The sequence below is a fragment of the Burkholderia catarinensis genome (assembly GCF_001883705.2).
GTDB lineage: Bacteria > Pseudomonadota > Gammaproteobacteria > Burkholderiales > Burkholderiaceae > Burkholderia > Burkholderia catarinensis.
In genome coordinates this window covers 121,091-143,336 of the sequence record NZ_MDEQ02000007.1, presented here as the reverse complement: position 1 = coordinate 143,336, position 22,246 = coordinate 121,091, and the positions used below count along the sequence as shown (strand labels likewise).

At 65.7% G+C, this 22,246-nt stretch carries 23 protein-coding genes and 2 pseudogenes; 12 read left to right on the top strand and 13 right to left on the bottom strand.

Going from position 1 to position 22,246, the window contains the following annotated elements:
- Nucleotides 1-92 precede the first annotated feature (92 nt).
- Nucleotides 93-512, top strand: a pseudogene (locus BFF94_RS13485) (helix-turn-helix domain-containing protein); the annotation flags it as partial.
- Here BFF94_RS13485 and BFF94_RS13480 read toward each other — a convergent pair.
- From BFF94_RS13480 to BFF94_RS13470, 3 genes are all read right to left on the bottom strand, one after another.
- Nucleotides 504-1,967, bottom strand: coding sequence for an MFS transporter (locus tag BFF94_RS13480; protein WP_128842681.1), 1,464 nt, complete (start codon nucleotides 1,965-1,967; stop codon nucleotides 504-506). The pseudogene BFF94_RS13485 and the gene BFF94_RS13480 sit on opposite strands and share 9 nt — an antisense overlap.
- Nucleotides 1,968-2,348: 381 nt before the next feature.
- Complete coding sequence (gene prfH, locus BFF94_RS13475; protein ID WP_308286051.1) at nucleotides 2,349-2,957, bottom strand: peptide chain release factor H; 609 nt, start codon at nucleotides 2,955-2,957, stop codon at nucleotides 2,349-2,351.
- On the bottom strand, nucleotides 2,957-4,105 hold the full coding sequence (locus BFF94_RS13470) for an RNA ligase RtcB family protein (protein ID WP_128842679.1): 1,149 nt from the start codon (nucleotides 4,103-4,105) through the stop codon (nucleotides 2,957-2,959). The genes prfH and BFF94_RS13470 overlap by 1 nt, the downstream gene beginning before the upstream one ends.
- Before the next feature lie 733 nt (nucleotides 4,106-4,838).
- On the opposite strand from BFF94_RS13470, the gene BFF94_RS13465 reads away from it, so the two are divergent.
- Nucleotides 4,839-5,708, top strand: a complete 870-nt coding sequence (locus BFF94_RS13465; protein WP_128842677.1) for an RNA ligase family protein — start codon at nucleotides 4,839-4,841, stop codon at nucleotides 5,706-5,708.
- 41 nt (nucleotides 5,709-5,749) lie between these two features.
- Nucleotides 5,750-6,883 (top strand): AAA family ATPase, encoded by a 1,134-nt coding sequence (locus BFF94_RS13460; protein ID WP_128842676.1) that lies wholly within the window; start codon nucleotides 5,750-5,752, stop codon nucleotides 6,881-6,883.
- A 64-nt stretch (nucleotides 6,884-6,947) separates the two neighbouring features.
- Here the strand turns inward: BFF94_RS13460 and BFF94_RS13455 are convergent, their stop codons facing one another.
- Together BFF94_RS13455 and BFF94_RS13450 are read right to left on the bottom strand one after the other, a co-directional pair.
- Complete coding sequence (locus tag BFF94_RS13455; protein ID WP_219139434.1) at nucleotides 6,948-7,631, bottom strand: hypothetical protein; 684 nt, start codon at nucleotides 7,629-7,631, stop codon at nucleotides 6,948-6,950.
- Nucleotides 7,632-7,645: 14 nt separating this feature from the next.
- Nucleotides 7,646-8,284, bottom strand: a complete 639-nt coding sequence (locus BFF94_RS13450) for a 5-formyltetrahydrofolate cyclo-ligase (protein WP_128842675.1) — start codon at nucleotides 8,282-8,284, stop codon at nucleotides 7,646-7,648.
- 193 nt (nucleotides 8,285-8,477) lie between these two features.
- On the opposite strand from BFF94_RS13450, the gene BFF94_RS13445 reads away from it, so the two are divergent.
- The 4 genes from BFF94_RS13445 to BFF94_RS13435 all read left to right on the top strand — a co-directional run bounded on the left by BFF94_RS13445 (nucleotide 8,478) and on the right by BFF94_RS13435 (nucleotide 10,827).
- The gene (locus tag BFF94_RS13445; RefSeq protein ID WP_219139433.1) at nucleotides 8,478-9,578 is read left to right on the top strand and encodes an NAD(P)H-dependent flavin oxidoreductase; all 1,101 of its coding nucleotides are present in this window, start codon (nucleotides 8,478-8,480) and stop codon (nucleotides 9,576-9,578) included.
- Between the two features lie 189 nt (nucleotides 9,579-9,767).
- The gene (locus BFF94_RS13440; protein WP_128842674.1) at nucleotides 9,768-10,139 is read left to right on the top strand and encodes a GFA family protein; all 372 of its coding nucleotides are present in this window, start codon (nucleotides 9,768-9,770) and stop codon (nucleotides 10,137-10,139) included.
- Nucleotides 10,136-10,264, top strand: a complete 129-nt coding sequence (locus tag BFF94_RS38200; protein ID WP_281426127.1) for a hypothetical protein — start codon at nucleotides 10,136-10,138, stop codon at nucleotides 10,262-10,264. The genes BFF94_RS13440 and BFF94_RS38200 overlap by 4 nt, the downstream gene beginning before the upstream one ends.
- A gap of 107 nt (nucleotides 10,265-10,371) precedes the next feature.
- The gene (locus BFF94_RS13435; RefSeq protein WP_128842673.1) at nucleotides 10,372-10,827 is read left to right on the top strand and encodes a MarR family winged helix-turn-helix transcriptional regulator; all 456 of its coding nucleotides are present in this window, start codon (nucleotides 10,372-10,374) and stop codon (nucleotides 10,825-10,827) included.
- Nucleotides 10,828-10,877: 50 nt separating this feature from the next.
- Here BFF94_RS13435 and BFF94_RS13430 read toward each other — a convergent pair whose 3' ends face one another.
- Both BFF94_RS13430 and BFF94_RS13425 read right to left on the bottom strand, forming a co-directional pair.
- On the bottom strand, nucleotides 10,878-11,594 hold the full coding sequence (locus tag BFF94_RS13430) for a GNAT family N-acetyltransferase (RefSeq protein ID WP_128842672.1): 717 nt from the start codon (nucleotides 11,592-11,594) through the stop codon (nucleotides 10,878-10,880).
- 86 nt (nucleotides 11,595-11,680) lie between these two features.
- Complete coding sequence (locus tag BFF94_RS13425) at nucleotides 11,681-12,010, bottom strand: histidine kinase dimerization/phospho-acceptor domain-containing protein (protein WP_281426130.1); 330 nt, start codon at nucleotides 12,008-12,010, stop codon at nucleotides 11,681-11,683.
- A gap of 28 nt (nucleotides 12,011-12,038) precedes the next feature.
- Here BFF94_RS13425 and BFF94_RS37845 point away from each other — a divergent pair.
- Nucleotides 12,039-12,305, top strand: a pseudogene (locus BFF94_RS37845) (class I SAM-dependent methyltransferase); the annotation flags it as partial.
- A 160-nt stretch (nucleotides 12,306-12,465) separates the two neighbouring features.
- Nucleotides 12,466-13,341 (top strand): lipid A biosynthesis lauroyl acyltransferase, encoded by an 876-nt coding sequence (locus tag BFF94_RS13420; protein WP_128842671.1) that lies wholly within the window; start codon nucleotides 12,466-12,468, stop codon nucleotides 13,339-13,341.
- Between the two features lie 345 nt (nucleotides 13,342-13,686).
- Here the strand turns inward: BFF94_RS13420 and BFF94_RS13415 are convergent, their stop codons facing one another.
- The 4 genes from BFF94_RS13415 to BFF94_RS13400 all read right to left on the bottom strand — a co-directional run bounded on the left by BFF94_RS13415 (nucleotide 13,687) and on the right by BFF94_RS13400 (nucleotide 15,650).
- Nucleotides 13,687-14,013, bottom strand: coding sequence for a DUF4148 domain-containing protein (locus tag BFF94_RS13415; RefSeq protein WP_128842670.1), 327 nt, complete (start codon nucleotides 14,011-14,013; stop codon nucleotides 13,687-13,689).
- A gap of 78 nt (nucleotides 14,014-14,091) precedes the next feature.
- A complete protein-coding gene (locus BFF94_RS13410; protein ID WP_128842669.1) occupies nucleotides 14,092-14,418 on the bottom strand; it encodes a DUF4148 domain-containing protein in 327 nt (108 codons plus the stop codon).
- Nucleotides 14,419-14,489: 71 nt separating this feature from the next.
- Nucleotides 14,490-14,909: an organic hydroperoxide resistance protein gene (locus BFF94_RS13405; protein WP_128842668.1), complete on the bottom strand. Its 420-nt coding sequence runs from the start codon at nucleotides 14,907-14,909 to the stop codon at nucleotides 14,490-14,492.
- A 276-nt stretch (nucleotides 14,910-15,185) separates the two neighbouring features.
- Entirely contained in the window at nucleotides 15,186-15,650 is a 465-nt protein-coding gene (locus BFF94_RS13400) for a RidA family protein (protein ID WP_128842666.1), read from the bottom strand.
- Between the two features lie 251 nt (nucleotides 15,651-15,901).
- Between BFF94_RS13400 and BFF94_RS13395 the strand changes: the two genes are divergently transcribed.
- Nucleotides 15,902-16,867, top strand: a complete 966-nt coding sequence (locus BFF94_RS13395; protein WP_128842665.1) for a LysR family transcriptional regulator — start codon at nucleotides 15,902-15,904, stop codon at nucleotides 16,865-16,867.
- A 31-nt stretch (nucleotides 16,868-16,898) separates the two neighbouring features.
- Here BFF94_RS13395 and BFF94_RS13390 read toward each other — a convergent pair whose 3' ends face one another.
- Nucleotides 16,899-17,606: an SDR family NAD(P)-dependent oxidoreductase gene (locus BFF94_RS13390; protein ID WP_128842664.1), complete on the bottom strand. Its 708-nt coding sequence runs from the start codon at nucleotides 17,604-17,606 to the stop codon at nucleotides 16,899-16,901.
- A gap of 272 nt (nucleotides 17,607-17,878) precedes the next feature.
- Nucleotides 17,879-19,354 carry an NADH-quinone oxidoreductase subunit NuoN gene (gene nuoN, locus BFF94_RS13385; RefSeq protein ID WP_128842663.1) on the bottom strand — a complete coding sequence of 492 codons (1,476 nt, stop codon included), beginning with the start codon at nucleotides 19,352-19,354 and terminating at the stop codon, nucleotides 17,879-17,881.
- Nucleotides 19,355-19,747: 393 nt separating this feature from the next.
- Here nuoN and gltS point away from each other — a divergent pair, with 393 nt between their 5' ends.
- Both gltS and BFF94_RS13375 read left to right on the top strand, forming a co-directional pair.
- Nucleotides 19,748-20,953: a sodium/glutamate symporter gene (gene gltS, locus BFF94_RS13380; protein WP_128842662.1), complete on the top strand. Its 1,206-nt coding sequence runs from the start codon at nucleotides 19,748-19,750 to the stop codon at nucleotides 20,951-20,953.
- Between the two features lie 21 nt (nucleotides 20,954-20,974).
- Nucleotides 20,975-22,240, top strand: coding sequence for a putative Na+/H+ antiporter (locus BFF94_RS13375; RefSeq protein ID WP_128842661.1), 1,266 nt, complete (start codon nucleotides 20,975-20,977; stop codon nucleotides 22,238-22,240).
- The last annotated feature ends 6 nt before the right edge of the window (nucleotides 22,241-22,246 follow it).

Sequence of the window (22,246 nt, the reverse complement as noted above, 5' to 3'; positions counted from 1 at the left end):
GATAGAAATGTCCGCTTTTGGCTACATGGAAATGTCCGCTTTCGTGCCGCGTAAGCTGACCGGCCGCCGGGTGTCCGGCGCCGGAGGCTGCGATGGCTGCAACGGAGCGGATCACGATGACGATGCGCGAGCTGGACCGATTCAAGGTCATTCAGGACGTGGCGGACGGCACGCTCAAGCCATGGCGTGCGGCGGAACGACTGGAATTGACGACGCGGCAGATTCGCCGGCTGGTCGCCCGGCTGCGTGAACATGGCCCGGCGGGTTTGGTGTCGGGACACCGATCGAAGCCTGGCAATCGTCGCCTGGACCCAGGAGCAGCCGACCGGGCACTGTCGATCATTCGCGATCGCTACGCCGATTTCGGACCGACGCTGGCCTGCGAGAAGCTCTGGGAATGTCACGGCATTCGGATGGCTAAGGAGACGGTCAGGAAGCTGATGACAGAAGCTGGTTTGTGGATTCCGCGCCGACAACGGCCGCCGAAGGTCTATCAACCACGGTCACACCGGATTGATTTCGTCCTGGCTGCGCCGCGTGGTCAACGGCCCGAGCACGCGCAGCGTGACGGCGACGGTGCCGAGCGCGATCGAGATCACGCCGAACATCGCACCCGCGCCGTAGCTGCCGAGCACCGGCAGCAACACGAACGGCAGCGCCCCGCTGACGATGCGCGACAGCGAATAGGTACTGCCGATCGCCGTCGAGCGCACGCGCGCCGGAAAGATCTCGGCCTGGTACACGTGATACGCGTTGCTGAACACGTTCGACGCGCAGGTCGTCAGGAACCCGAAGCCGACGATCAGCGCGGTATTGCCCGAATAGGCGAAGCACAGCCCGAATACGGCGATCGACAGGATCGACACGATCACGAGCGTTCGGCGCTCGATCCAGTTGAGCAGCGGAATCGACAACAGCGAACCGATCGGGTAACCGATGAACGACAGCGCGATGAACAGCGTGCTGTCCGTCACGTCGAAGCCGCGGCTCTTCACGACCGTGCCGGCCAGCGTGCCGAAGCCGTAGTAGCCGAAGCCCTGGAACAGGTGAAAGATCGCGAGCATCAGGTAGCGCGTGCCGTAAGGTTCGCGGCGCAGCAGCGCGATGCGCTCGCCGAGCCCGAGCGGCCGTTGCGGCTCGGCCGGTGCCGCGAATTGCTCGGGCACGCTTACACCAGTGCCGTCCGCGAAGCGCCGCAGCGCCGCGTGCGCTTCGGCGGCGCGACCTTGCGCGAGCAGCCAGCGCGGGCTCTCCGGCAACCGGTGCTGGACGAGCAGCACGTACACGGCGCCGAGGCTGCCGATCGCAAGGATGATGCGCCAGCCGGCCACGCCGACCACATGCAACGGGTTCAACCATAGCGCGAGGAAGCCGACGAGCGGCACCGCGACATACGAAGTCGTATAGGCCCATGCGGCGAGCCGCCCGCGCTTTTCCTTCGGCAGGATTTCGGACAGGAAGCTGTCGGCGACCGGATAGATCGCGCCGACGCCGATGCCCGTCAGGAACCGGCACGCGACGAGCATGTCGGCGTTCACCGAAAACGCGCCGACCAGCGAGAACGCGCTGTACCACACGAGCGTCAGCAGGAACGCCTTGCGCCGGCCGATACGGTCGGCCAGGCTGCCGAGGCACATCGCGCCGACGAACATGCCGATAAATGCGGATGCCAGCAGCAGCTTGAAATCGGCGCTTTGCCGGCTCAGCCCGTATTCGTTCTGCAACGCGGAGCCGATCGTACTGACGAGAAAGATCTCGTACATGTCGAAGAATAGCCCGATGCCGATCACCCACACGACGAACCGGTGCAACGCACCGACCGGCAGGTCGTCCATGAAATCGCCGAGCGTGACGCGGCGGCCGGGAAGGGCCGCCGCATCGGCGCCGACGCCTGCGGGAGCGGCCGGCGGTCGGGCGGACGCGGGTCCGCCCGCGTTGCCGCCGAGATCGAGGGATTGGCTGTTCATCAAGTCTCCTGATTATCGATATGCCGTGGCGCGGGGCCGGCCGTTCGCGGCCGGCGTAACGCGTCCGGCCGCACGACGCGGCGGCAGGCACCGCCACGCCCGTGAAAGGGCCGGACATGCGGGCTGCGCCGATCGTCCGACACATGGTGGGCAAATCGGCGGCACGTGATAATTGCGGATGTTTCAAGCGTCCTTTCCCGCGCAGAAAGGGTAGGGACCGCGCGGCGGCTCGGATTCGCGCGACAGGCCGTTGCAGCCTGCGCGGCGCGCGGTGGCGCACCGGAACCGACGCGCTCCCGCGCAGCCGGGTGGATCGGGAAAACCATGAGGCCCGATGCGCGGCCGCCGGCGCAACCGCCGCCGACGGCCACCCGGCCGTGCTCAATCGGCGGGCACGAATGCCGCCCCATGGAACACGCGCACGGGGTTCCCGCGCTCCAGCGCAAAATGCTGCATCCGCCGCTGCCGGCGCGCATCCGACGCGTGATGGTCGGCTTCCTGCTGCAGTCGCACCTGCAGCAACTGCAGCGCCAGACGCTTGTTCGCATGCTGGCTGCGCTCGCTTTCCACGCGCACCGACAGGCCGGTTGCGACATGGGTCGCGCGGATGGCCGAGCTCGTCTTGTTCACGTGCTGGCCACCCGGGCCGCGTGCGCGCATCGCTTCGAACCGCACGTCGCCGTCCGGCAACGGCTGCGCATCCGCACAGCGCGTGACGCCGATAAACCAGTTCTTGCGCGGATGGCGCAACCGGTACGGGCTCGCGCAAATCCATTGCAGTGTGCCCGTCCACCGGTCCGCGAGCGCCGGCGCAGCGTCGCCGTTGAGATCGAACAGCGCCGAGCGCAGCGTGCCGGGCCGTTCGCCGGGCTGCGCATCGAGCACCGTCACGACCACGCGTTGCGCATCGGCTTCCGCCTGCAGGCGCCGCAACGCGTTGGCCGCGGCGAGCTGGCACTCCAGCGGGCCGTGCGCCGAAGAAATCTGCATCAGCATCGGCAGCCCTCCCCGGAGGTCTTGTAGGTCAGCACCGGCGCGAGCCGCGCCAGCCTGCGCAGCAGGCTGGCCGCCTCGAGCGCGTCGACGACGCTGTCGATCGGCTTGTATGCCTGCGGCGCCTCCTCGTACAGCAGTTCGCGGTCTTCGCAGACGACGTGACTGCCGAGCGGCGTGCGCGTGAGCTGCGACGGCGTGAAACGCCGCTCGAGGCGGCCCTTGCAATCGCCGCGCGCCCACTTGCGGCCCGCGCCGTGCGCGAGCGACGCGAGGCTCGCCACATCGTTGGGCCGCACCGGCGCAACGAGATAGCTGTAATCGCCGCGCGACCCGGGAATGACGACGGGCCCCGCGTCGGCCGGCGTCGCGCCTTTGCGATGCAGCCAGCCCGGCTCGCCGTCGACGCTCGCGCGGCTCACCAGGTTGTGGTTGACGTCGAGCACGCACCGGCCGTCGCTGCGCCAGCGCGCCAGCATGCGCCGCGCGATCAGGTCGCGATTCGCGATCGCGTAGCGCAACGCCGCATCGTGACGCGCGAGGTACGCCGTACACGCGGCATCCGACTCGTCGAGGCCGTTGTAGCCATGCTCGCGCATGTGCTGCTCGAGTATCGACTGGCCGAAGCCGCGCGACCCGCTGTGCACGAGCAGCAGCAGGTGGTCTCGGTCGAGACCGAGCGCCTGGATCGCATCGGCGTCGTACACCGCGTCGATCCGCTGCGCCTCCGCGAAATGATTGCCGCTGCCGATCGTGCCGAGCGACGTCGCGAACACATGATCCGCGAACCCGGCGGCCGCGATCAGCGGCTGCCAGCTTGCGTCAGGCGCGGCGTCGATCGAGCCGAGCCGGCTCGCGAGCTTCGACGCGCTGACGCGCCGCGCATCGAGCGCGGTTTGCCACAGCGCCATCCCGCAGCCGATGTCGCCGCCGATCAGCGCCGGATATAGCCGGCCTGTCGAAAAAAACGCTGCGCCGACCGGGTAGCCGCGTCCCGGGTGCAGATCAGGCATGCCTGCGACGCGCCGCATGCCGGGGAGGGTGGCAGCCTGTTCGAGCTGCCGGATGGCCTCACCTTCGATCCAGGTATTGGCGCAAGCGCACAGCGTGATGCGCTCGGCCAGGTATTGCATGGAATTGCCCATGGAGGTTTCCGTTCGATGAAAAGGAAGAACGGCGGGCCATGGCGCGGGCAGCGCACGCATGCGCTGCCCGACATCGGAAGTCGGGAGAAGGGCGGCACGACCGGACCGGAACGATCCGGCTCATCGCCGTGATGGCGATGCGGTGTGCTGCGTAGCGTGAACGATGAAACGGACGGACGCGAAAAACCCGAACTACGACCCGCGACGGGAGGAGCGTTGGCGTGACGTCATGATTTTCTTCTCCTTGCGAGTGAGGGGTTGATCGGAATGGCGGCGACTCTAGCATGCATGCGACGGGCGCAGCAAGCGGCTGGCGGTACGCTGTCGATCGATTCAGGGTGCGATGTGGCGAAAAACATACACATAGGATTCCAGATCATTCGCGCATCGATTGCACGCGCGGCACGCCGCGGCAAGCGCTCGGTGCATGCAGGCAACCGCAACGGATGTGCCCGGCCGCGCTTGACAGCGCAAAAGCCGTTTCGTAGCATCCGCCTGCTTCATCTCTGAACCCTCATCGAACCGGTGATCCAAGTGCCCGCAAACATTCGTCCCTTCGCCTGATACGCCGACGACTGCCGTCCCGGCCGCGTGTCGTCCTGCCCGTTTCCGTTTGCGCCGTAGCGCCGGAACAATGAGCGCAGGGCCGCGCCCGGACTCGCACTGACACCGCAACGCACGCCAATCCGTTCGTTCACGTCGTCGGCCTTTTCCCTGTTTCCGGAGAAAGACCATGACGCTGGATTTTCGCGCCTACGCGCAATCGCTCGACCTCGCCCGCTACCCGCGCACGCCGCACCTTGAAGGCTCGCGCCTGCAGGACGGCGACGAAGGTCACGACCACGTTCCCTATCGCACCCTCGCTGGCGCGCACATCGTCGTCGAGGAAAAGCTCGACGGCGCGAACACGGGCATCAGCTTCGGCCCGGCCGGCGAACTGCTGCTGCAGTCGCGCGGCCACTATCTGGCCGGCGGCGGCCGCGAGCGGCAGTTCGGTTTCGTGAAGACCTGGGCGGCGGCCCATGCCGGCTGGCTGCTCGATCGCCTCGGCGATCGCTACGTGATGTACGGCGAAACGATGAGCAAGAAGCACGCGGTGTTCTACGACGCGCTGCCGCATCACTTCTTCGAATTCGACGTGTTCGACCGCACGACGGGCCGCTTCCTGTCGACACCCGCGCGTCGCGCGCTGCTCGCCGACGGGCCCGTGCTGTCGGTACCGGTGCTGTACGAGGGTGTCGCGCCGACGCGGCTCGCGGACCTCAAGGCGCTGCTCGGCCCGTCGCTCGCGAAGACGCCGGACTGGCGCCGCGCGTTCGAGGAAACCGTGCGGCGGCAGGGGCTCGACCTCGCGCGCGCATGGCAGCAGTGCGACAAGTCGGAACGCTCCGAGGGGCTCTACGTGAAGGTCGAGACCGACGACACGACGACGGCACGCCTGAAGTGGGTGCGCCACGATTTCGTGCAGGCGATTCTCGATTCGGCGCGCCATCACTCGGAGCAGCCGTTCATCCCGAACCTGCTCGCGCCCGATGTCGACCTGTACGCGCCGCGCCCGACGGTGACGTGGACATCGATCCCCGCTGCGCATCCGAACCCATGAATGCGAAGCGGCCGCGTGCCGCTTCGACAGGAGTCTCGATCATGAAATACGAACATCTGCAGGCACTCGTGCCTGCGCCCGGCCGGCAGCCGGACTATCGCGCGTGTCTTGCGGCGTTTCCCGCGCTCGAGCACGCGAAAACGACACCGCAGGAGCCTGCGCATCACGGCGAAGGCGACGTGTGGACGCATACGACGATGGTGATCGATGCGCTGCTCGCGCTGCCCGGTTATCAGGCCGCGTCGCGCGCCGACCAGGAAATCGTGTTCCTGGCCGCGCTGCTGCACGACATCGCCAAGTACAGCACGACGGTCGTCGATCCCGTCACCGGTGCGATCGGCCATCCCGGCCACTCGCGCAAGGGGGCGATCGACGCCCGCATCGCGCTGTGGGATGCCGGCGTGCCGTTCGCGGTCCGCGAGGCGATCTGCCGGATGATCGCCGTGCACCAGGTGCCGTTCTTCGCGATGAGCGGGTCGCGCCGCGGCACGCCCGAGTTCATCGCGCGCGAACTGTCGTGGCAGGTCAGCCTTCCGCTGCTGTGCCTGCTTGCCGAAGCCGACATCCGCGGGCGCATCTGCGACGACACGCAGCGCGTACTCGACAACATCGAGCTGTTGCGCGAACTGGCACGGGAAGAGGGGTGTTACGGCCAGCCGCGTGCGTTCGCCGACGCACACACGGCGCTCAGCTACTTCCGCGGCGCGGACGTGCATCCCGACTATCCGCTGTTCCGCACGCCGGGCTCGCCGGTCGTCGTGATGTCGGGCCTGCCGGCATCGGGCAAGAACACGTGGGTTGCACGGCATCATCCGGATCTGCCGGTCGTGTCGTTCGACGATGCGCGCGATGCATTGGGGCTGCGTCACGGCCAGAACGAGGGCGCGGTCGCGCACCATGCGGTCGACGCAGCAAAGGTGTTGCTGCGCGCGCAGCGGCCGTTCGTATGGAATGCGACGAACCTGTCGCCGCTGATGCGCAAGAAGACGCTCGACCTGCTGTATGCGTACGACGCCGACGTGACGCTCGTCTACCTCGAACAGCCGCGCGTGGAACTGTTTCGCCGCAATGCGCGACGCGACACGTCGCTGACGAACCGCGCACTCGAGGCGATGCTGCTGCGCTGGGATCCGCCGCTGCCGACCGACGCACATGCGGTGCGGTACGAAGTCTGATGCGGCAATGTCGTTGCTCGCGCCGGTACGCCGAATTTCACGAGTGGCGTACCGGCGACGCACTTCACTTCAGTTCCGGATTCTGCTGCGTCGCGCACGCACGCAATGCTGTGACCAGGTCGTTCTTGCCCAGCTTCTCGAACAGATCGGCCATCTCCATCTGCGCGACGGGATCACCTTCGCGCGCCGCGCGCCAGCGCAACGATGCGATCATGCCGCGCATGCGCTCGCCCGGCGTTTCGCCGTCGTAGCCCGACATGGCCTGCAGCACGTCCGCGAGCTTGTTGTATCCGGCCGGCACGTGATGGACGAGCAGCCACGCGATCGCCGGCTGTGCGCCTTCCCAATCCTCGTCTTCGAGTGAACTGTTGACGAGGCGCGCCGCCGCGCGCCACGAGCCGAGCGACGCGGCCTTCGCGTAAGCCTTGTCGGCATCGCGGCCGCGCGACGACGGCGCCGCGTCGAACGCGGCCTGAGCTTCGGCCGACGGCGGCGGCAGCGCGAGCTTCGTGCAGCGGAACGCGCCTGCATCGGGCGCGTTGCCGGGCAGGTCGGCCCAGCGCACCTGGTCCTTCAGCGCGCGATCGAGCGTCGGCCGCACATCGCTTTCCTTCATCGACGCAAACACCCAGTCGGTACGGACCTGGCGCGCGGCGTCCCAGTCGCCGTCGGCGACGGCGTGTTGTGCGAATGCCAGGCAACCGGCCACGCAGCCGATCCGGAACAGGTTTCGTGCAGGAAATTTCATCGTCGATTCCGGTGTTAATGCGCGACGATGATGAATGCGGTGAGCGCGATCGGGAACAGTGCCAAGCCAAGCAGGCCCACCGCACCATCGGCCGCCATCGTGATCGGCGACAGCGCGAGCTTGGCGCCCTGGCCGAGCACCGACGGCCGCTCGATCACCTTGACGTTGTAGGCGTGATTGAACGCCTGCGGGATCGACGAGGGCGTAACGTCGTTCGGCTGGTAACGCTTTCCGCTGATCGTGCCGCTTTCCATCAGCCTATAGCCCCGGTCCTTGAAACCGTCAGCGAGTGCGCGCTCGCGGAGTTCGGAACCGGACGGTGCGTCCTCGTGCGAGAGTTGCAACACGTAGCGTCCGCTGATCTTGTCGCCGTGCGTCTCGAAATCGTCGAAATCGGTATACAGCTTGGGGCGATAGGGCGCCGTGAGGTTAACGGCGAGGCCCGGCGGCACATCGAAAATGTAGTGATACTGCTTGCCGATCACGACGAGTTTCTTCCCGTCTGCGCTGATCAGGAACGCCGACAGCGTTTCCCGGTATTCAGGGTCCTTCATCATGCGATTGGTGACGGGACCCAAGTCGGCGTTGGAGCAACCGGCAAGCATGCCGGACGCCGCCACGGCGGGCAGCGCGAGAAATGTTCTTCTTTTCATGAATGTTGTAATGATGTTGTTCGTTATTCAGCGGAACCGCTTGAATGTCGGACGCTGCGTTCGATGAACGCTGCGCGCTGACGGCCTTGGATGCGGTTTCACCGTCCGCTATTCTAGGTGTGAAACCGGAAATGCGATACGTGCTGCCAACGCGGTGCGTTCGCGCTTCGGTCGCCAACAGGAGACAAGCGACATGAATCAACCGACCGACCACCGTTCACTGTTGCGCACGCTCGGCATCCGCGCCCCGATCGTCCAGGCGCCGATGGCCGGCGTCAGCACGCCGGCGCTGGCGGCAGCCGTGTCGAACGCGGGCGGGCTCGGCTCGCTCGGCGTCGGCGCAACCGACGCCGACGGCGCGCGCAAGATGATCCGCGACACGCGCGCGCTCACCGACCGGCCGTTCAACATCAACGTGTTCTGCCACCGTCCGGCCCGGGCCAACGCGGCCGTCGAACGCGCATGGCTCGACTGGCTCGCGCCCGCGTTCGGCGAGTACGGCGCGACGCCACCCGCGTCGCTGTCGGAGATCTATACGAGTTTCGTCGCGGACGACGCGATGCAGGCGATGTTCGTCGAAGAAAGGCCGGCCGTCGTCAGCTTCCATTTCGGGCTGCCGTCCGCCGACGTGATCGCCGCGCTGAAGCGCGCGGGCATCACGCTGTTCGCGTCCGCGACGAATCTCGACGAGGCACGCCAGATCGCCGCCGCCGGCATCGACGCGATCGTCGCGCAGGGCATCGAAGCCGGCGGGCATCGCGGCGTGTTCGATTCGACCGCACACGACGATCGCCTCGGCACGTTCGCACTGACGCGCCTGATCGTGCGCGAATGCGCGCTGCCCGTGATCGCCGCCGGCGGCATCATGGACGGCGAAGGCATTGCCGCCGCACTCGCACTCGGCGCACAGGCCGCGCAACTCGGCACCGCGTTCGTCGCCTGCCCGGAAACGTCGATCGACGACGGCTATCGCCGTGCCATCCTCGGCGACGCGGCGCGCCGCACGACGTTGACGTCCGCGATCTCGGGCCGGATCGCGCGCGGCATCGCGAACCGGCTGACTGCGCTCGGCGACGATCCGCATGCGCCGGCCACGCCCGCGTATCCGATCGCGTACGACGCGGGCAAGGCGCTGCATGCGGCCGCGAAGGCGAAGGGCGAATTCGGCTACGGCGCACAGTGGGCCGGGCAGGCGGCGCCGCTCGTCCGGTCGCTGCCGGCCGCCGAACTGTTCGCCGCACTCGAACGCGAAACGCGCGCCGCGATCGAGCGGCTGCAGCACGCGCTGGACTGATCGCACGATCCGCAGGCCGCACGCACGTGCCGGCGATCGGCGAACCGATGGCCGATCGCCGGGCCCACCGCGCGCAGCCAGCCGCCGATTTGCAATGTTCTGTATCTGCACGGACCGCGGATACAGTGCGATACAACGCAGGTTCTGGCGTCCGCTATAAAGCAGGCATGACCTCTCAAGGAATCCGTCATGTCTGCAACCTGGTTCAAAGGGTCCTGCCATTGCGGGGCCGTCAAATTCGAAGTCAGAGCGGCCGTCTTGCCGGCGGTCCGCTGCAACTGCAGCCTGTGCCGCCGGCGCGGCGCGCTGATGAGCCCGATGTTCGCCGCCGCCGACCTGACGATCGTCGAAGGCGAGGACGCGCTGACGTGCTACCGCTTCAACACGCACACGGCCCGTCACTATTTCTGCAGCCGTTGCGGCGTCTATCCGTTCCATCAGACCCGCATGGACCCGGCATGCTGGCGCGTCAATCTCGGCTGCCTCGACGGCATCGATCCGTATGCGCTCGACGCGACGGTCGCCGACGGCGCGAGCCTCTCGGTCGTGGAGGACGCATGAAACGCTGGCTGATGATCCTGATGTTTGCCGCGGGCGGGCTCGCGACCGAAATCGCGCATCCGGTGCAATGCTCGTTGCTGTCGGTGAGCCGTCAGCAAACCGGCAAGCGCCGCAAACAGGGCTGACCGCGCATCACGTCGGTTCATCGAGAACGATTATCATGCCTCCGATAAGATCGCATGCGATATATAATGCGGTTGTCTGCGACCGTTCGCGTCGCTGGAGGAAGCCCATGAAACCGACCGAAGCCCCATCGCCCAACGCGCCGAAGCTGTCCGAGTTCCTGTGCTTTGCGATCTACTCGGCGAACCTCGCGTTCGGCAAGGCCTACAAGCCGATCCTCGAAGAACTCGGCCTCACGTACACGCAATACATCACGATCATTGCGCTGTGGGAGCAGGACAACCAGACCGTCGGCCAGCTCGGCGAGAAGCTGTTCCTCGAATCCAATACGCTGACGCCGATCCTGAAGAAGCTCGAGGCGATGGGTTACCTGGAACGGCACCGCGATCCGTCGGACGAACGCCAGGTGCTCGTCAGCCTGACCAAAAGCGGCCGCCGGGTACGCGAGAAGGGGCTCGACATGAATCTGGTCGAGGCCACCGGGTTGAAGCCGGACGAATTCGCGAAGGTGCAGAAGGCGATCGTCACGCTGCGCGGCAACCTGATCCGGTCGACCGAAGAATAAACACGCTCGGGCAACAGGCGGCCGACACGTGCATCGCGTCGGCCGCGTTGTCATGCGTGCGCATCGCCCAGCACCAGCAGGTGCATTTCGCGGCGGACCACAAAATCGAGCGCGACGTAGCGCTCGATCGCTACCTGGTTCGTCGTGAGGACGTGCAGGAAAGGCGTTTGCGCGCGCGCACCGATCGCCGCGATCAACGACCGGATCAGCCGCGCCGCAAGCCCTTGCCGCCGAAACGCGGCATCCACGCAAACAGCGCTGATCTCCGTATACCCGTCGAGCTGCATCCGCTCGCCGGCCATCGCGGCCAGCCGGCCTTCGCCGCGTATGCCGATGTAGTTGCCGAGCTCGAACGTGCGCGGGCCGAACGGGCCGGGCTGCGCGGCCGTGGTCAGCGCGAGCATCTCCGGCACATCGGCTTCGGCGAGCGTGACATGCTCCGATTCATACGCCGGGTCGAGCGTCCCTTGCCAAACCATTTGAAGCAAGGTCGCGCGCCGGATCACCGACAATCCCGCTGGCGGCTCGATCTCATCCGGCGTGACCAGTGCCGCCGGCCCGTGCGCGGCGATCAGCTCGCACAACGCGTCGAACGATGCCGCGCTCGTGTCCTCGATCGCGGCGAACGGTGCAATGTCCGCCGGAAACCGCCACGCACGTTCATTGCCGAGCGCAAAGCGGCGCTGCTTGCCCGTGAGCGCATTCCAGACAACCCGGTCGAGCGCGTGCGCATCGCCTGTCGTGTTTCCGGTCGTGGCATCCGGCATCGGCTGCTCCTCGATTGAAGATTTCGTGTCGCACAGCATAGACCGGGATCGGCCGGACAGGTAGCGTCGTGGCAACATCGATCGCGTCATGTGCACGGCGCGCATGCGCGGCACTCCAGATCACCCCAAACGCGCGCCAGCCCGACCGCGACCCGCGCCGCCGCGTCGAAGTCGCTCGCGATCAGCGCAACGAGCCGCGACAGTTCTACCGGCCCATGCTGTTCGGAGTGCGATCCTGCATCCAGCCGCGCCAGTGCGAGCAATTGCCCGGATAGCCGCGTGCTACGCTCGACGCCCGTTGCCAGCCGACGCAGCGCTTCGCCCTTGTCCGCCAGACTGTCCGCCCGCAACGCCACTTCCGCCTGAGCTGACAACGCCGCCAGCGGAATGCGCAACGCGTGCGCCGCATCGCCGATGAAACGGCGCTCGGTGTCGACGGCCTCGCTCAGCCGTGACTTCTTCGGCGGGGATCGCGCGCATGCTATTGTGTGCGGGTTGGCGCTCGTCGCGATGTCGGTCGAACCGGCCGTCGCGATCGGTCACTGCGCCTTCGCGCGCCACCTGGCTACCGGGGGTGCGTTCCATCAGTTCACGTATGTGCCACGCTGCCCGATCCCGGCGCGCTATCTGGAGGCCATGCGCATTCGCGCCGTCCGGGTCGGCATCGCGTGGATGAACTTCCCACCCGCCATCGTGTATCGCTTCGAACGCGGATCGAAGCGGCCTGCCATCAGTGGCATGGCACGCGGCCGCTGTTTGATGTGGTTGCGAAAGCAACTGCTTTGCACAGTCTCGACACAACCCGATTCCCCCGTACTCCATCACTCGACTCGAGCGGCGCCGGGCAATCAACAGACGGACGTCCATCATCATGAACATTCTCGGGTATTGGTTGCTGGTTGGCTTGCTACGGCTCCTGTCTCTTCTTCCATACTCGCTGGTCGCGAGAGCCGGCAGCAGCATCGGCGCTGCGCTCTACCGAGTACCGAGCCGACGCAAACACGTGGTGCATGTCAACCTGCAACTCTGCTTTCCGCTGAAGACCGACGAGGAGCGCAACGTTCTCGCGCGTGCCCATTTCGAACACGTCGTACGGAGCTACCTGGAACGCGGATTCCAGTGGTTCGGCAGCGCGCGGTCGCTCAATCGCCTGGTCGAGATGGACAGCCGCATCGATCTCCACGCCCCGGATGCACCTCCGACGATCTTCATGGGTTTTCATTTCGTCGGCATCGAGGTGGGCTGCATGCTCTATTCGTCGGCGCTGCCCGTGGCGGCACTCTACACGCGCATGTCGAACCGTCGCTTGTGCGATCTCGCCAAACGTCAGCGCGGACGCTTCGGGGCCGAGATGATCGAACGCAGTGCGAGCGCGAAACACCTCGTCAGGCTTCTGCGCGCGGGCACTCCGGTGATGCTTGCTGCGGACATGGATCATGGCACGACGGGCTCGGTGTTTGCACCGCTGTTCGGCGTGCAGGCCTGCACGTTGACGTCTGTATCGCGGCTAGCGAAGCTGAGCGGTGCGCGGGTCGTACCGTTCGTTACCGAAGTGCTGCCGGATTTCCGTGGCTACAAGCTGACCATCTTCGAGCCGCTCGACAGCTATCCGACAAGCAGCGAGTCGCTCGACGCGAGCAGGATGAATTCCTTTCTCGAAGAACAGATCCTTCGGTTTCCCGAGCAGTACTACTGGGTGCACCGACGGTTCAAGCACCGCCCGGCAGGCGAGGCAAGCGTCTATTGACGGCTGCATGAGCGGCAAAGCACGGCATTGCTTGACCTGCAGCAGCCAACATGTGGCGCGCCGAGCGAGTCTCGGGGCCAAACGCCTCGAATCGATGGGCACCATGCGGGCGGACAACCGCCACCTGAGCATTGGATGCAGAATCCTCCATAAGATCAGGATTTTATGTTTTGGATTCGAAGTCCTGAACGTGAGTTGACGAATTTCATTCCGACTCGTGCAAATCGACGCCAATATTTCGGCGAGATTGTCGATGAATTCGTCAACTCGAGCGTCAAGAGTTTTGTGCAGCGCTCATCTCGCGTTGGCATTTTTAATTTGCCCGACGCTTTCATCGCGCGACGCTCAATGACCGAAATAGATCGAGCGCTCGGCGACGCGAACCGCGTTGCTGTTGCCGGACTGCGTTGCGCCGCCGGCGTCGCTGCCGTAACCGGATGCCTGCGTATCGACCGCGGTGGCACCGTTATCGCGAATCCGGCTCAGCGCCGCCTGGAGATTGTCCGGGTAGTTCGGGTCATTGGGGCGGTTCGGCAGGTAGCCGGCTTTCTGCAGCGCGGCCAGTTCCGCACGCACCTGCGCACGCGTGACGCTGCTTTCGCCGGCGAACGCCGGTGCGGCAACGGAGGCCGATACGGCAACAAGGAGGGCTGCAATCAGTTGGGTCTTCATCTTTCACCTCGACCAAGGATTCACGAATTCAGGGGTTGCGTACCGCACGCCGACCATCGGCGCCGTTCGCGGTTTCATTCAATGACCGAAGTAGATCGAGCGCTCGGCGATCCGCATCGCGGGCCGGCTACCCGACTGCGCGGCGGCGTCGGCATCGCGGCCATAACCGGATGCCGCCGTATCGGCCGCCACGGCGTCGTTTGCGTGAACGCGCGTCAATGCGGCCTGCAGGTCGTCCAGGTAGTGCGGATCGTTCGCGCGGCCCGGTTGATAACCGGCTTGTGCGAGCTGAACGAGCTCGGCACGCACTTGCGCGCGGGACACGACAGCTTCGTCGGCAAATGCCGGGGCTGCAGCGGAAGCGGAAACGGCCACGAGAAGGGCAGCGATCAATTGGGTTTTCATCATTCACCTCGAAAAGAAAGACAGGAAGTCGGGAATTCGTAAGGGCGGCGATCGGCCGCCCGATGCAACGTTCACGCGATACGGATTTCGACGTCGATGTTGCCGCGCGTCGCCTTCGAATACGGGCAGGTCTGGTGCGCGGCATCGACGATGTGCTGCGCGACGTCGCGATCGAGCCCCGGCACGCTCACGTTCAGCCGGGCCCGCAGGAAGTACGCGTTGCCGGCCGTGCCGAGATCCACTTCGGCGTCGACGGCGAGATCGGCCGGCAGCGTCACCTTCGCCGCGCGCGCCGCGAGCTGCATCGCGCCGATGAAGCAGGCCGACCAGCCGGCCGCGAACAGTTGTTCCGGGTTGGTGCCGGTGCCGGCGCTGCCCGGCGACGACAACTGGATGTCGAGGCGGCCGTCGGCACTGCGAGCCGCGCCGTCGCGGCCGCCCGAAGTCGTATGCGTCTTGCCCGTGTACAGCACTTTTTCGATCTTGCTCATCATTTGCTCCGTCGGTTAGCTGGTTTGTCTCAGATGCGATTCGATCGCATGCGATGCAGTTTCTTCCTGGCGATCGCTTACGTCAAGCGCATTCGATTAAATCGCATCCGATATTTTGTATTTCAATGTATCTGGAACGTGTCCGGCGTTGCCGGGCAAGGCTGACGGACGATCGAACCCTGATATTCGAGATGTCGGGGAAGGCACCGAATCCCGGGCAGGGCGGGCGGAAACGCCCGCCGGGATGAATTGCCGCCCCGCGGGGCGGCCGATACGTCACGCCGGGTCGATCTCGGCGATCGCGACGAGGATGACGGCCGCGTCGGCCGGCAACTGGCGCTGGGAGAACGCCGAGCGCGCGTGTCCCGCCTTGCTGCCCAGCACGGCGGCGAACAGGTCCGACGCGCCATCGATCACGGCCGGCTGCCCGTAAAAACCGTCGGCCGAGCTCACGTGCCCTTCGATGCGCACGATCTTGCGCAGGCGCTCGAAGCCGCCCAGATGCCGGCGGATCTGGGCGAGCACGTTCAGCGCCGCAAGCCGGGCGGCATGCCGGCCTTCGTCGACGCTCAACTGCTCGCCGACACGGCCGGTATAGGCGACGCTGCCGTCGACGAGCGGCAGTTGTCCCGAGACGAACAGCAGGTTGCCGGCTTCGCTGACGGCCGTATAGCTGCCGAGCGGATTCGGCGGTTCGGGTAACGCGAGGCCGAGTTCGGCCAGCTTCCGTTCGATGGTCATGTCGTTCTCCTGGCTGGAAAATGGATCGGGCGATCGGTATTGCCTGTCAGTCACTCTAGTCATGCGGCCGCGGCCGGTAAATGTCGGCGGCGCAATTGATTCACGACGCGGTGTAACGAATCGCGCATCGCGCGCAACGCTCCTGAGCGGGCCGCGTCCGCCCACGCTCGCTCACTGGTTTCCCGCGCGATATTCATGCACACTCGTTGCTCCATCGCGCGCCACACGCCGAAGACGGCAGGAGCCGCCCCATGCAACGAAAATTCGACGATCTGCTGCTGGGCAGCATCGAGCTGTTCTGTCTCGCCGCCGAACTCGGCAGCTTCACGCTTGCTGCAACCGCGGCAAGCGTCACGCCGGCCGCGGTCAGCCGGTCGGTCGCGCGGCTCGAGGAGCGGCTCGGCGTGCGGCTGTTCGTGCGCACGACACGGCAGATCCGCCTGACCGATTCCGGCCGGCGCTATTTCGAGCAATGTCGCGATGCGCTGTCGCAGCTCGTCGACGCGGAACGCGAAGCGACCGGCCAGCAGGCGACGCCCGCCGGCGTGCTCCGGATCAGCATGCCGACGCCGTACGGGCACTATCGCGTGCTGCCGCTACTGCCCGCGTTTCGCGAGCAGTATCCGGACGTACGCGTCGACACCCACCTGAGCAACCGCAACATCGACTTCGCCGAGGAAGGCTTCGATCTCGCGATCCGCGGACGCGCGCCGGCCGATTCGAACCTGGTCGCGCGCAAGCTGGAAGACGCGGAACTCGTGGTCGTCGCGACGCCCGGCTATCTGGAGCGCGCGGGCATGCCGACCGCCATCGACGACTTGAATGAGCACGAATGCATCCAGTTCGAGCTGCCGAGCAACGGACGGCCGGTTCCGTGGCTGTTCGACGACGGGTCGGGCGAGATCGAGGTCGCGACGACCGGCAGCTACGGCGTATCGGGCGACGTCCTCGCCGGCGTGACGCTTGCGCGCAGCGGCGCGGGCCTGTTCCAGACCTACCGCTTCATCGTCGAGCAGGATCTGCACGCCGGCACGCTCGTGGAGCTGTTGCCCGGCCTGGGCGGCCGGTCGCGGCCGTTCATGCTGCTGTACCCGCATGCACGCTTCCTGTCGTCGCGCGTGCGCGTGTTTGTCGATTTTCTCATCGAGCATCTGGCGCGTACGCCCGGCAAGCAGGCGGGCGGCACACGCGCCAAACGAGCCGCCGCTTCGCGATAGGCACGCCGGCTCGCTCTTTCGATGCCCATGCTCAATGCCCGGCGCTCTGGCCGCCGTCGACATGCAGGATCTCGCCCGTGACGAACGGCGCCGAGTCCAGATAAAGGATCGCGTCGACGATGTCGCTCATCTCGCCCATGCGGCCGACCGGGTGCAGCGACGCGAGCGTCGCATGCGTTTCAGGCACGTGCATCGGCGACTTGATGATGCCGGGCGACACCGCATTCACGCGAATACCGGCCTTCGCATACTCGATCGCGAGCGACTTCGTTGCCGCATTCAGGCCGCCCTTCGTCAGCGACGCAAGCACCGACGGCACGTTGCTGTTTGCGTGATCGATGAGGCTGGTCGTGATGCTGACCACGTGGCCGCCGCCATGCTTTTGCATTGCGTCGACCGCGCGCTGCGTGATGTGGAAGAACCCGTTCAGGTTGACGCTCGTGATCTGCGCATAGTCGTCCGCGGTGTACTGCGTGAACGGCTTCGCGATGAACACGCCTGCGTTGTTGACGAGCGTGTCGACGCGGCCGAAGCGTTCGATCGCGGCATCGATCACGCGTCGCGCGACGGCCGGATCGCCAATGTCGCCCGCGACGGTGACGAGATCGGGGTCGTTCGACGGTCCGATCGAACGGGAAGTCGCGACGACGCGATGGCCGCGGGCCCGGAATGCGTTGACCGCTTCCGCGCCGATGCCTTGCGATGCGCCGGTGACGATGATGACTTTGGATGCGCTCATGATGTGCCTCGATAGGTGAATGGTGTTCGGCTTCAGCGCCGACCGGATCGATGAATCCGATGGGCAAACTGTAGGCGCGCCGATCACGATTTCGAACACCCACCGTGGAGCAACAGTCTTGCGTCGCGGGAACAAATGCGGGGAGGGGCGGCTGTCTCCTGTCAGACTGGCCGGTCGAGACGCGGGGCAAGCGAGGCGATCTGGTGCGGCCGTGAGCGGTGGCGTTTTCGGATGGTGATAGTCATGTCAGTCAAATCCTGTTCATGATCGAATCAGAGCGTCAGCGTGTGCGAGATCGCTTTCAGGCAGCCCCCCATCAGCGGCCCCGGAATAATGCCGAGCACCAGCACCGCCACGCCGTTCAGCGCAAGCACCGTGCGGTTGAGCGCACCGTCCGGGATCGGCGCCATGTCCGGCGGCACGTCGAAGTAGATCAGCTTGACGATACGCACATAGAAGAACGCGCCGAACAACGACGTGATCACGGCCAGCACGGCGAGCCACGTGAGGCCCGCGTTGACCGTCGCCTCGAGCACTGCGAGCTTCGCGTAGAAGCCGACGGTCGGCGGGATGCCCGCGAACGAGAACATCGTCACCATCATCACGAACGCGAACACCGGGCTGCGCTTGTTGAGGCCCTTGAAGTCATCAATCATTTCCGCTTCGAAGTCGCGGCGTGCCAGCAGCATCACCACACCGAACGAACCTAGCGTCGTGATCAAGTAAACGATCGTATAGAACATCGCCGAACTGTAAGCGTTCGCCGCGCCGGCTGGATCCCCGTTGACGACGCCCGCCAGCAGGCCGAGCAGCACGAAGCCCATGTTCGAGATCGCCGAGTACGCGAGCATCCGCTTGATGTTGCGCTGGACGATACCCGTGATGTTGCCGACGATCAGCGACAGCACTGCGAGGATCACCAGCATCGCCTGCCAGTGGGTCGCGAGCGGCAGCAGGCCCATCACCAGGAAGCGCAGGCCCCACGCGAACGCGGCAACCTTCGGACCGCCACCGACGAACAGCGTCATCGCGGTCGGTGCACCGTGGTAGACGTCCGGCACCCACATGTGGAATGGCGCCGCGCCCATCTTGAATGCCACGCCCGCGACGATGAATACGACACCGAGCAGCAGCACCGCGCGGTTGACGTGGCCTGACGCCGCTATCTTCAGCACGTCGTTCAGTTCGAGCGAACCGGTCGCGCCGTAGAGCATCGAGATGCCGTACAGCAAGAAACCCGTCGCCAGCGCACCCAGCACGTAGTACTTCATCGCTGCTTCGCTCGATTTCGCGACGTCCTGGCGCAACGCGACCATCGCGTACAGCGGCAACGACATCAGTTCGAGACCGAGGTACAGCATCAGGAAGTGGTTGCCCGAGATCATGATCAACTGGCCGAGCAGCGAGAACATGGCGAGCAGGAACACGTGATCGCGAAACAGGTCGTGCTCTTCGAGGTATCGGCGCGAATAGACGAGCGTGACGGCGAAACCGAGCGATACGACTGCCTTCATCACACTGGCGAACGGATCGACGACGATCATCCGCGAGAAGAAGTAGTACTGCTGCGGGTCGAGCGCCTGCACCGCGAACCACACGCCCGACGCGGTCGATGACAGGAGCGCGATGAGGTAAGTCAGGCGCCGGTTCGTTGCTTCGGAACTGAAGTCCCCGACCCGGGAGGCGATCACGATGGCGAGCACGACCAGCGCGTCGGGCAACAGCACATGCATCGGTGCGTTCTGCATGATCGTGACGGTCCTTTCGGAAGACCGGCCGGGGAGGGAGCCATTCGCCGACGCGGCGTCCGGTTCGGCCGCGGCTCGACGCGGCCACCGCAAGCGCGGGCATGAGCAACGTTCGGGCAGCACGGCGCGATGCATCCCGATTCTACGCCGCGATCGGACGACCGCAAGCCGCCGCATTCTTCCGAGGTAAAAGTCCTGTCGGATGCGTGTCGCCGGAACGACCGCCGGGCATGGGACCAAGGGCCTATTGTCATTTGGCGATCGGCGATTCGATACTATATTCGCGAGGGAATCCAACCGTCGATCCCCGGTCGGCCGCGCGTGGCGGGCCGGGTGCCGGGCCCATGCGCCATCGCGCCGGACCGCCGGCCGACGTCATCCCGGGGCAAGAACATGGTCAACCTGAACTCGCTGGAAACCCTGGTCGCCGCGTCCCTTGTCCTGCTTGCCGGCCGCCGGATCATCCTCCGCGCGCCGGTGCTTCAGGCCTACACCATCCCGGAGCCGGTTGTCGGCGGCCTGATCGTCGCGCTGCTGGTTTTCGTGCTGCGAATCGCGGCAGATGTCGAAATCCGTTTCGATACCGTTCAACAGACCCCGTTGATGCTCGCGTTCTTCGCGACGATCGGCCTCGGCGCCGACCTTGCCAGTCTGAAGGCCGGCGGACGCTCGCTGGCCATCTTTCTGGCAGTCGTTGTCGGGCAACTGGTCATGCAGGATGCGCTGGGCATCGCATTGGCGAAGACGCTCGGCCTCGATCCACTGATCGGCCTGCTGGGTGGCTCGATCACGCTGTCAGGCGGTCATGGGACCGGCGCGGCGTGGAGCCGCGTGTTCGCGGAGCGTCATGGACTCGAGTCGGCCACGGAAATCGCGATCGCGTGTGCGACATTCGGCCTGGTCCTCGGCGGTCTGGTCGGCGGGCCCGTTGCCCGGCTGCTGATCAGCCGTCACAAGCTTGCCGGCCATGCCGCCGCGCCCGCTGCCGAGGATGCCATCGGCTTCGAGCAACCCAAGGCGGTGCGGCTGATCACCCCCGACACCTTCATCGAGACGCTTGCGCTCGTGGCGATCTGCATCACCGCGGGCTCGGCGCTCGGTGCGTGGCTCAACGGAACGGCACTCGAATTGCCCGCGTTCGTGTGTGTGCTGTTTGTCGGCGTCGTCCTGCGCAACCTGCTGTCTTTTTTCGGCTGGTATCAGGTCTTCGCGCGTGCTGCCGAACTGGTCGGCAATGTCAGTCTCGCGCTATTCCTGGCGATGGCGCTGATGAGCCTGCGCTTGTGGGAAATGGCCGCGCTCGCGCTGCCGGTTGTGGTCATTCTGGCGGCACAGGCGCTCGCCATTGCCGCGTACGCGATCTTCGTCACATTTCGCGTGATGGGGCGCAACTACGACGCGGCTGTCCTGGCGGCCGGGCATTGCGGATTCGGACTGGGCGCGACGCCCACGGCGATCGCCAACATGCAGGCAATCACCGCGCGCTTCGGGCCGTCGCATCTGGCCTTTCTGGTCGTCCCGATGGTTGGCGCGTTCTTTATCGACATCGCCAATGCAATCGTCATCAAGCTGTTCCTGCTGCTTCCGCTCTACGGCTAGCAGCGCCCGGGGAGGGCGACCATGCCACATTCGATCGAGATTGCCGGTGCGTTCATCTTCGCTTGCGCGCTGTTGCATACGTTCCTTGCGAAACGCTTCGAGCGGCTCGCGCACCGGCATGAGCACCATGGAGGCTTGTTCCATCTGCTCGGCGAAGTGGAAGTCGTGTTCGGCTTCTGGGCGATGGTGCTGGTGCTCGCGATCGGCATGCTGGCCGGATGGAAACACGCGGTGACCTATGCCGAATCGCGCGAGTACACCGAGCCGATGTTCGTGTTCGCCATCATGGTGATCGCGGCGAGCCGGCCGATTCTCGAGGTGATGACGTCGCTCGTGCAGCGGATCGCGCGCGTGCTGCCGGTCGAGGCCGATCTCGCCGTCATCTGGCTGTCGCTGACGCTGATTCCGCTGCTGGGCTCGCTTGTCACGGAACCGGCTGCCATGACGCTCGCGGCGCTGATTCTGAAGCCGCGCCTGTTTTGCACGCGGATCGGCGAGCGCTGGAAGTATCTGGCGCTGGGCGTGCTGCTCGTCAACGTGTCGGTGGGCGGCACACTGACCGCCTATGCGGCGCCGCCGGTGCTGATGGTCGCCTCGGCGTGGAGTTGGGACAGCACCTTCATGGCCATGCAGTTCGGCTGGAAGGCGGCCATCGCCGTGCTGGTGAACGCGACGGGCCTGCTTGTCGCGATGCGCCACGTGCTGCCGGTGGCCAGTGCCGCGGACGGTGATGTCGACGTTCGCGATACCGCGCCGCTACCCTGGGGCGTCACGCTGATACATTTCGGTTTCCTGGCGGCGGTCGTGCTTTGCGCGCATCATCCGGTGCTGTTCGCGGGGCTGCTTCTCTTCTTTCTGGGTTTCACGCTGGCCTACGAGCGGTATCAGTCGCCTTTGATGTTGCGCGAGAGCCTGCTGGTCGCGTTCTTCCTGGGCGGCCTTGTCGTGCTGGGTGGCCTGCAGCAGTGGTGGCTACAACCGATCGTCGAATCGATGAACGCCCACGTCCTGTATGTCGGTGCGCTGGGCCTGACGGCGGTGATGGACAACGCAGCCATCACGTACCTTGGATCGCTGATCACGGGCATGTCCGATCAGGCGAAATACTTGCTCGTCGCGGGCGCGGTAGCCGGCGGCGGTCTGACCGTCATCGCGAATGCGCCGAACCCGGCAGGGATTGCCATCGTCCGCGCCGGCTTTGCGGACGAATCGGTCAGCATGGGGGCGCTGCTTCTGGCCGCTATCGCCCCGACATGCGTGGCGTCGGCGGCGCTGTTGATGCTTTGACAGGGG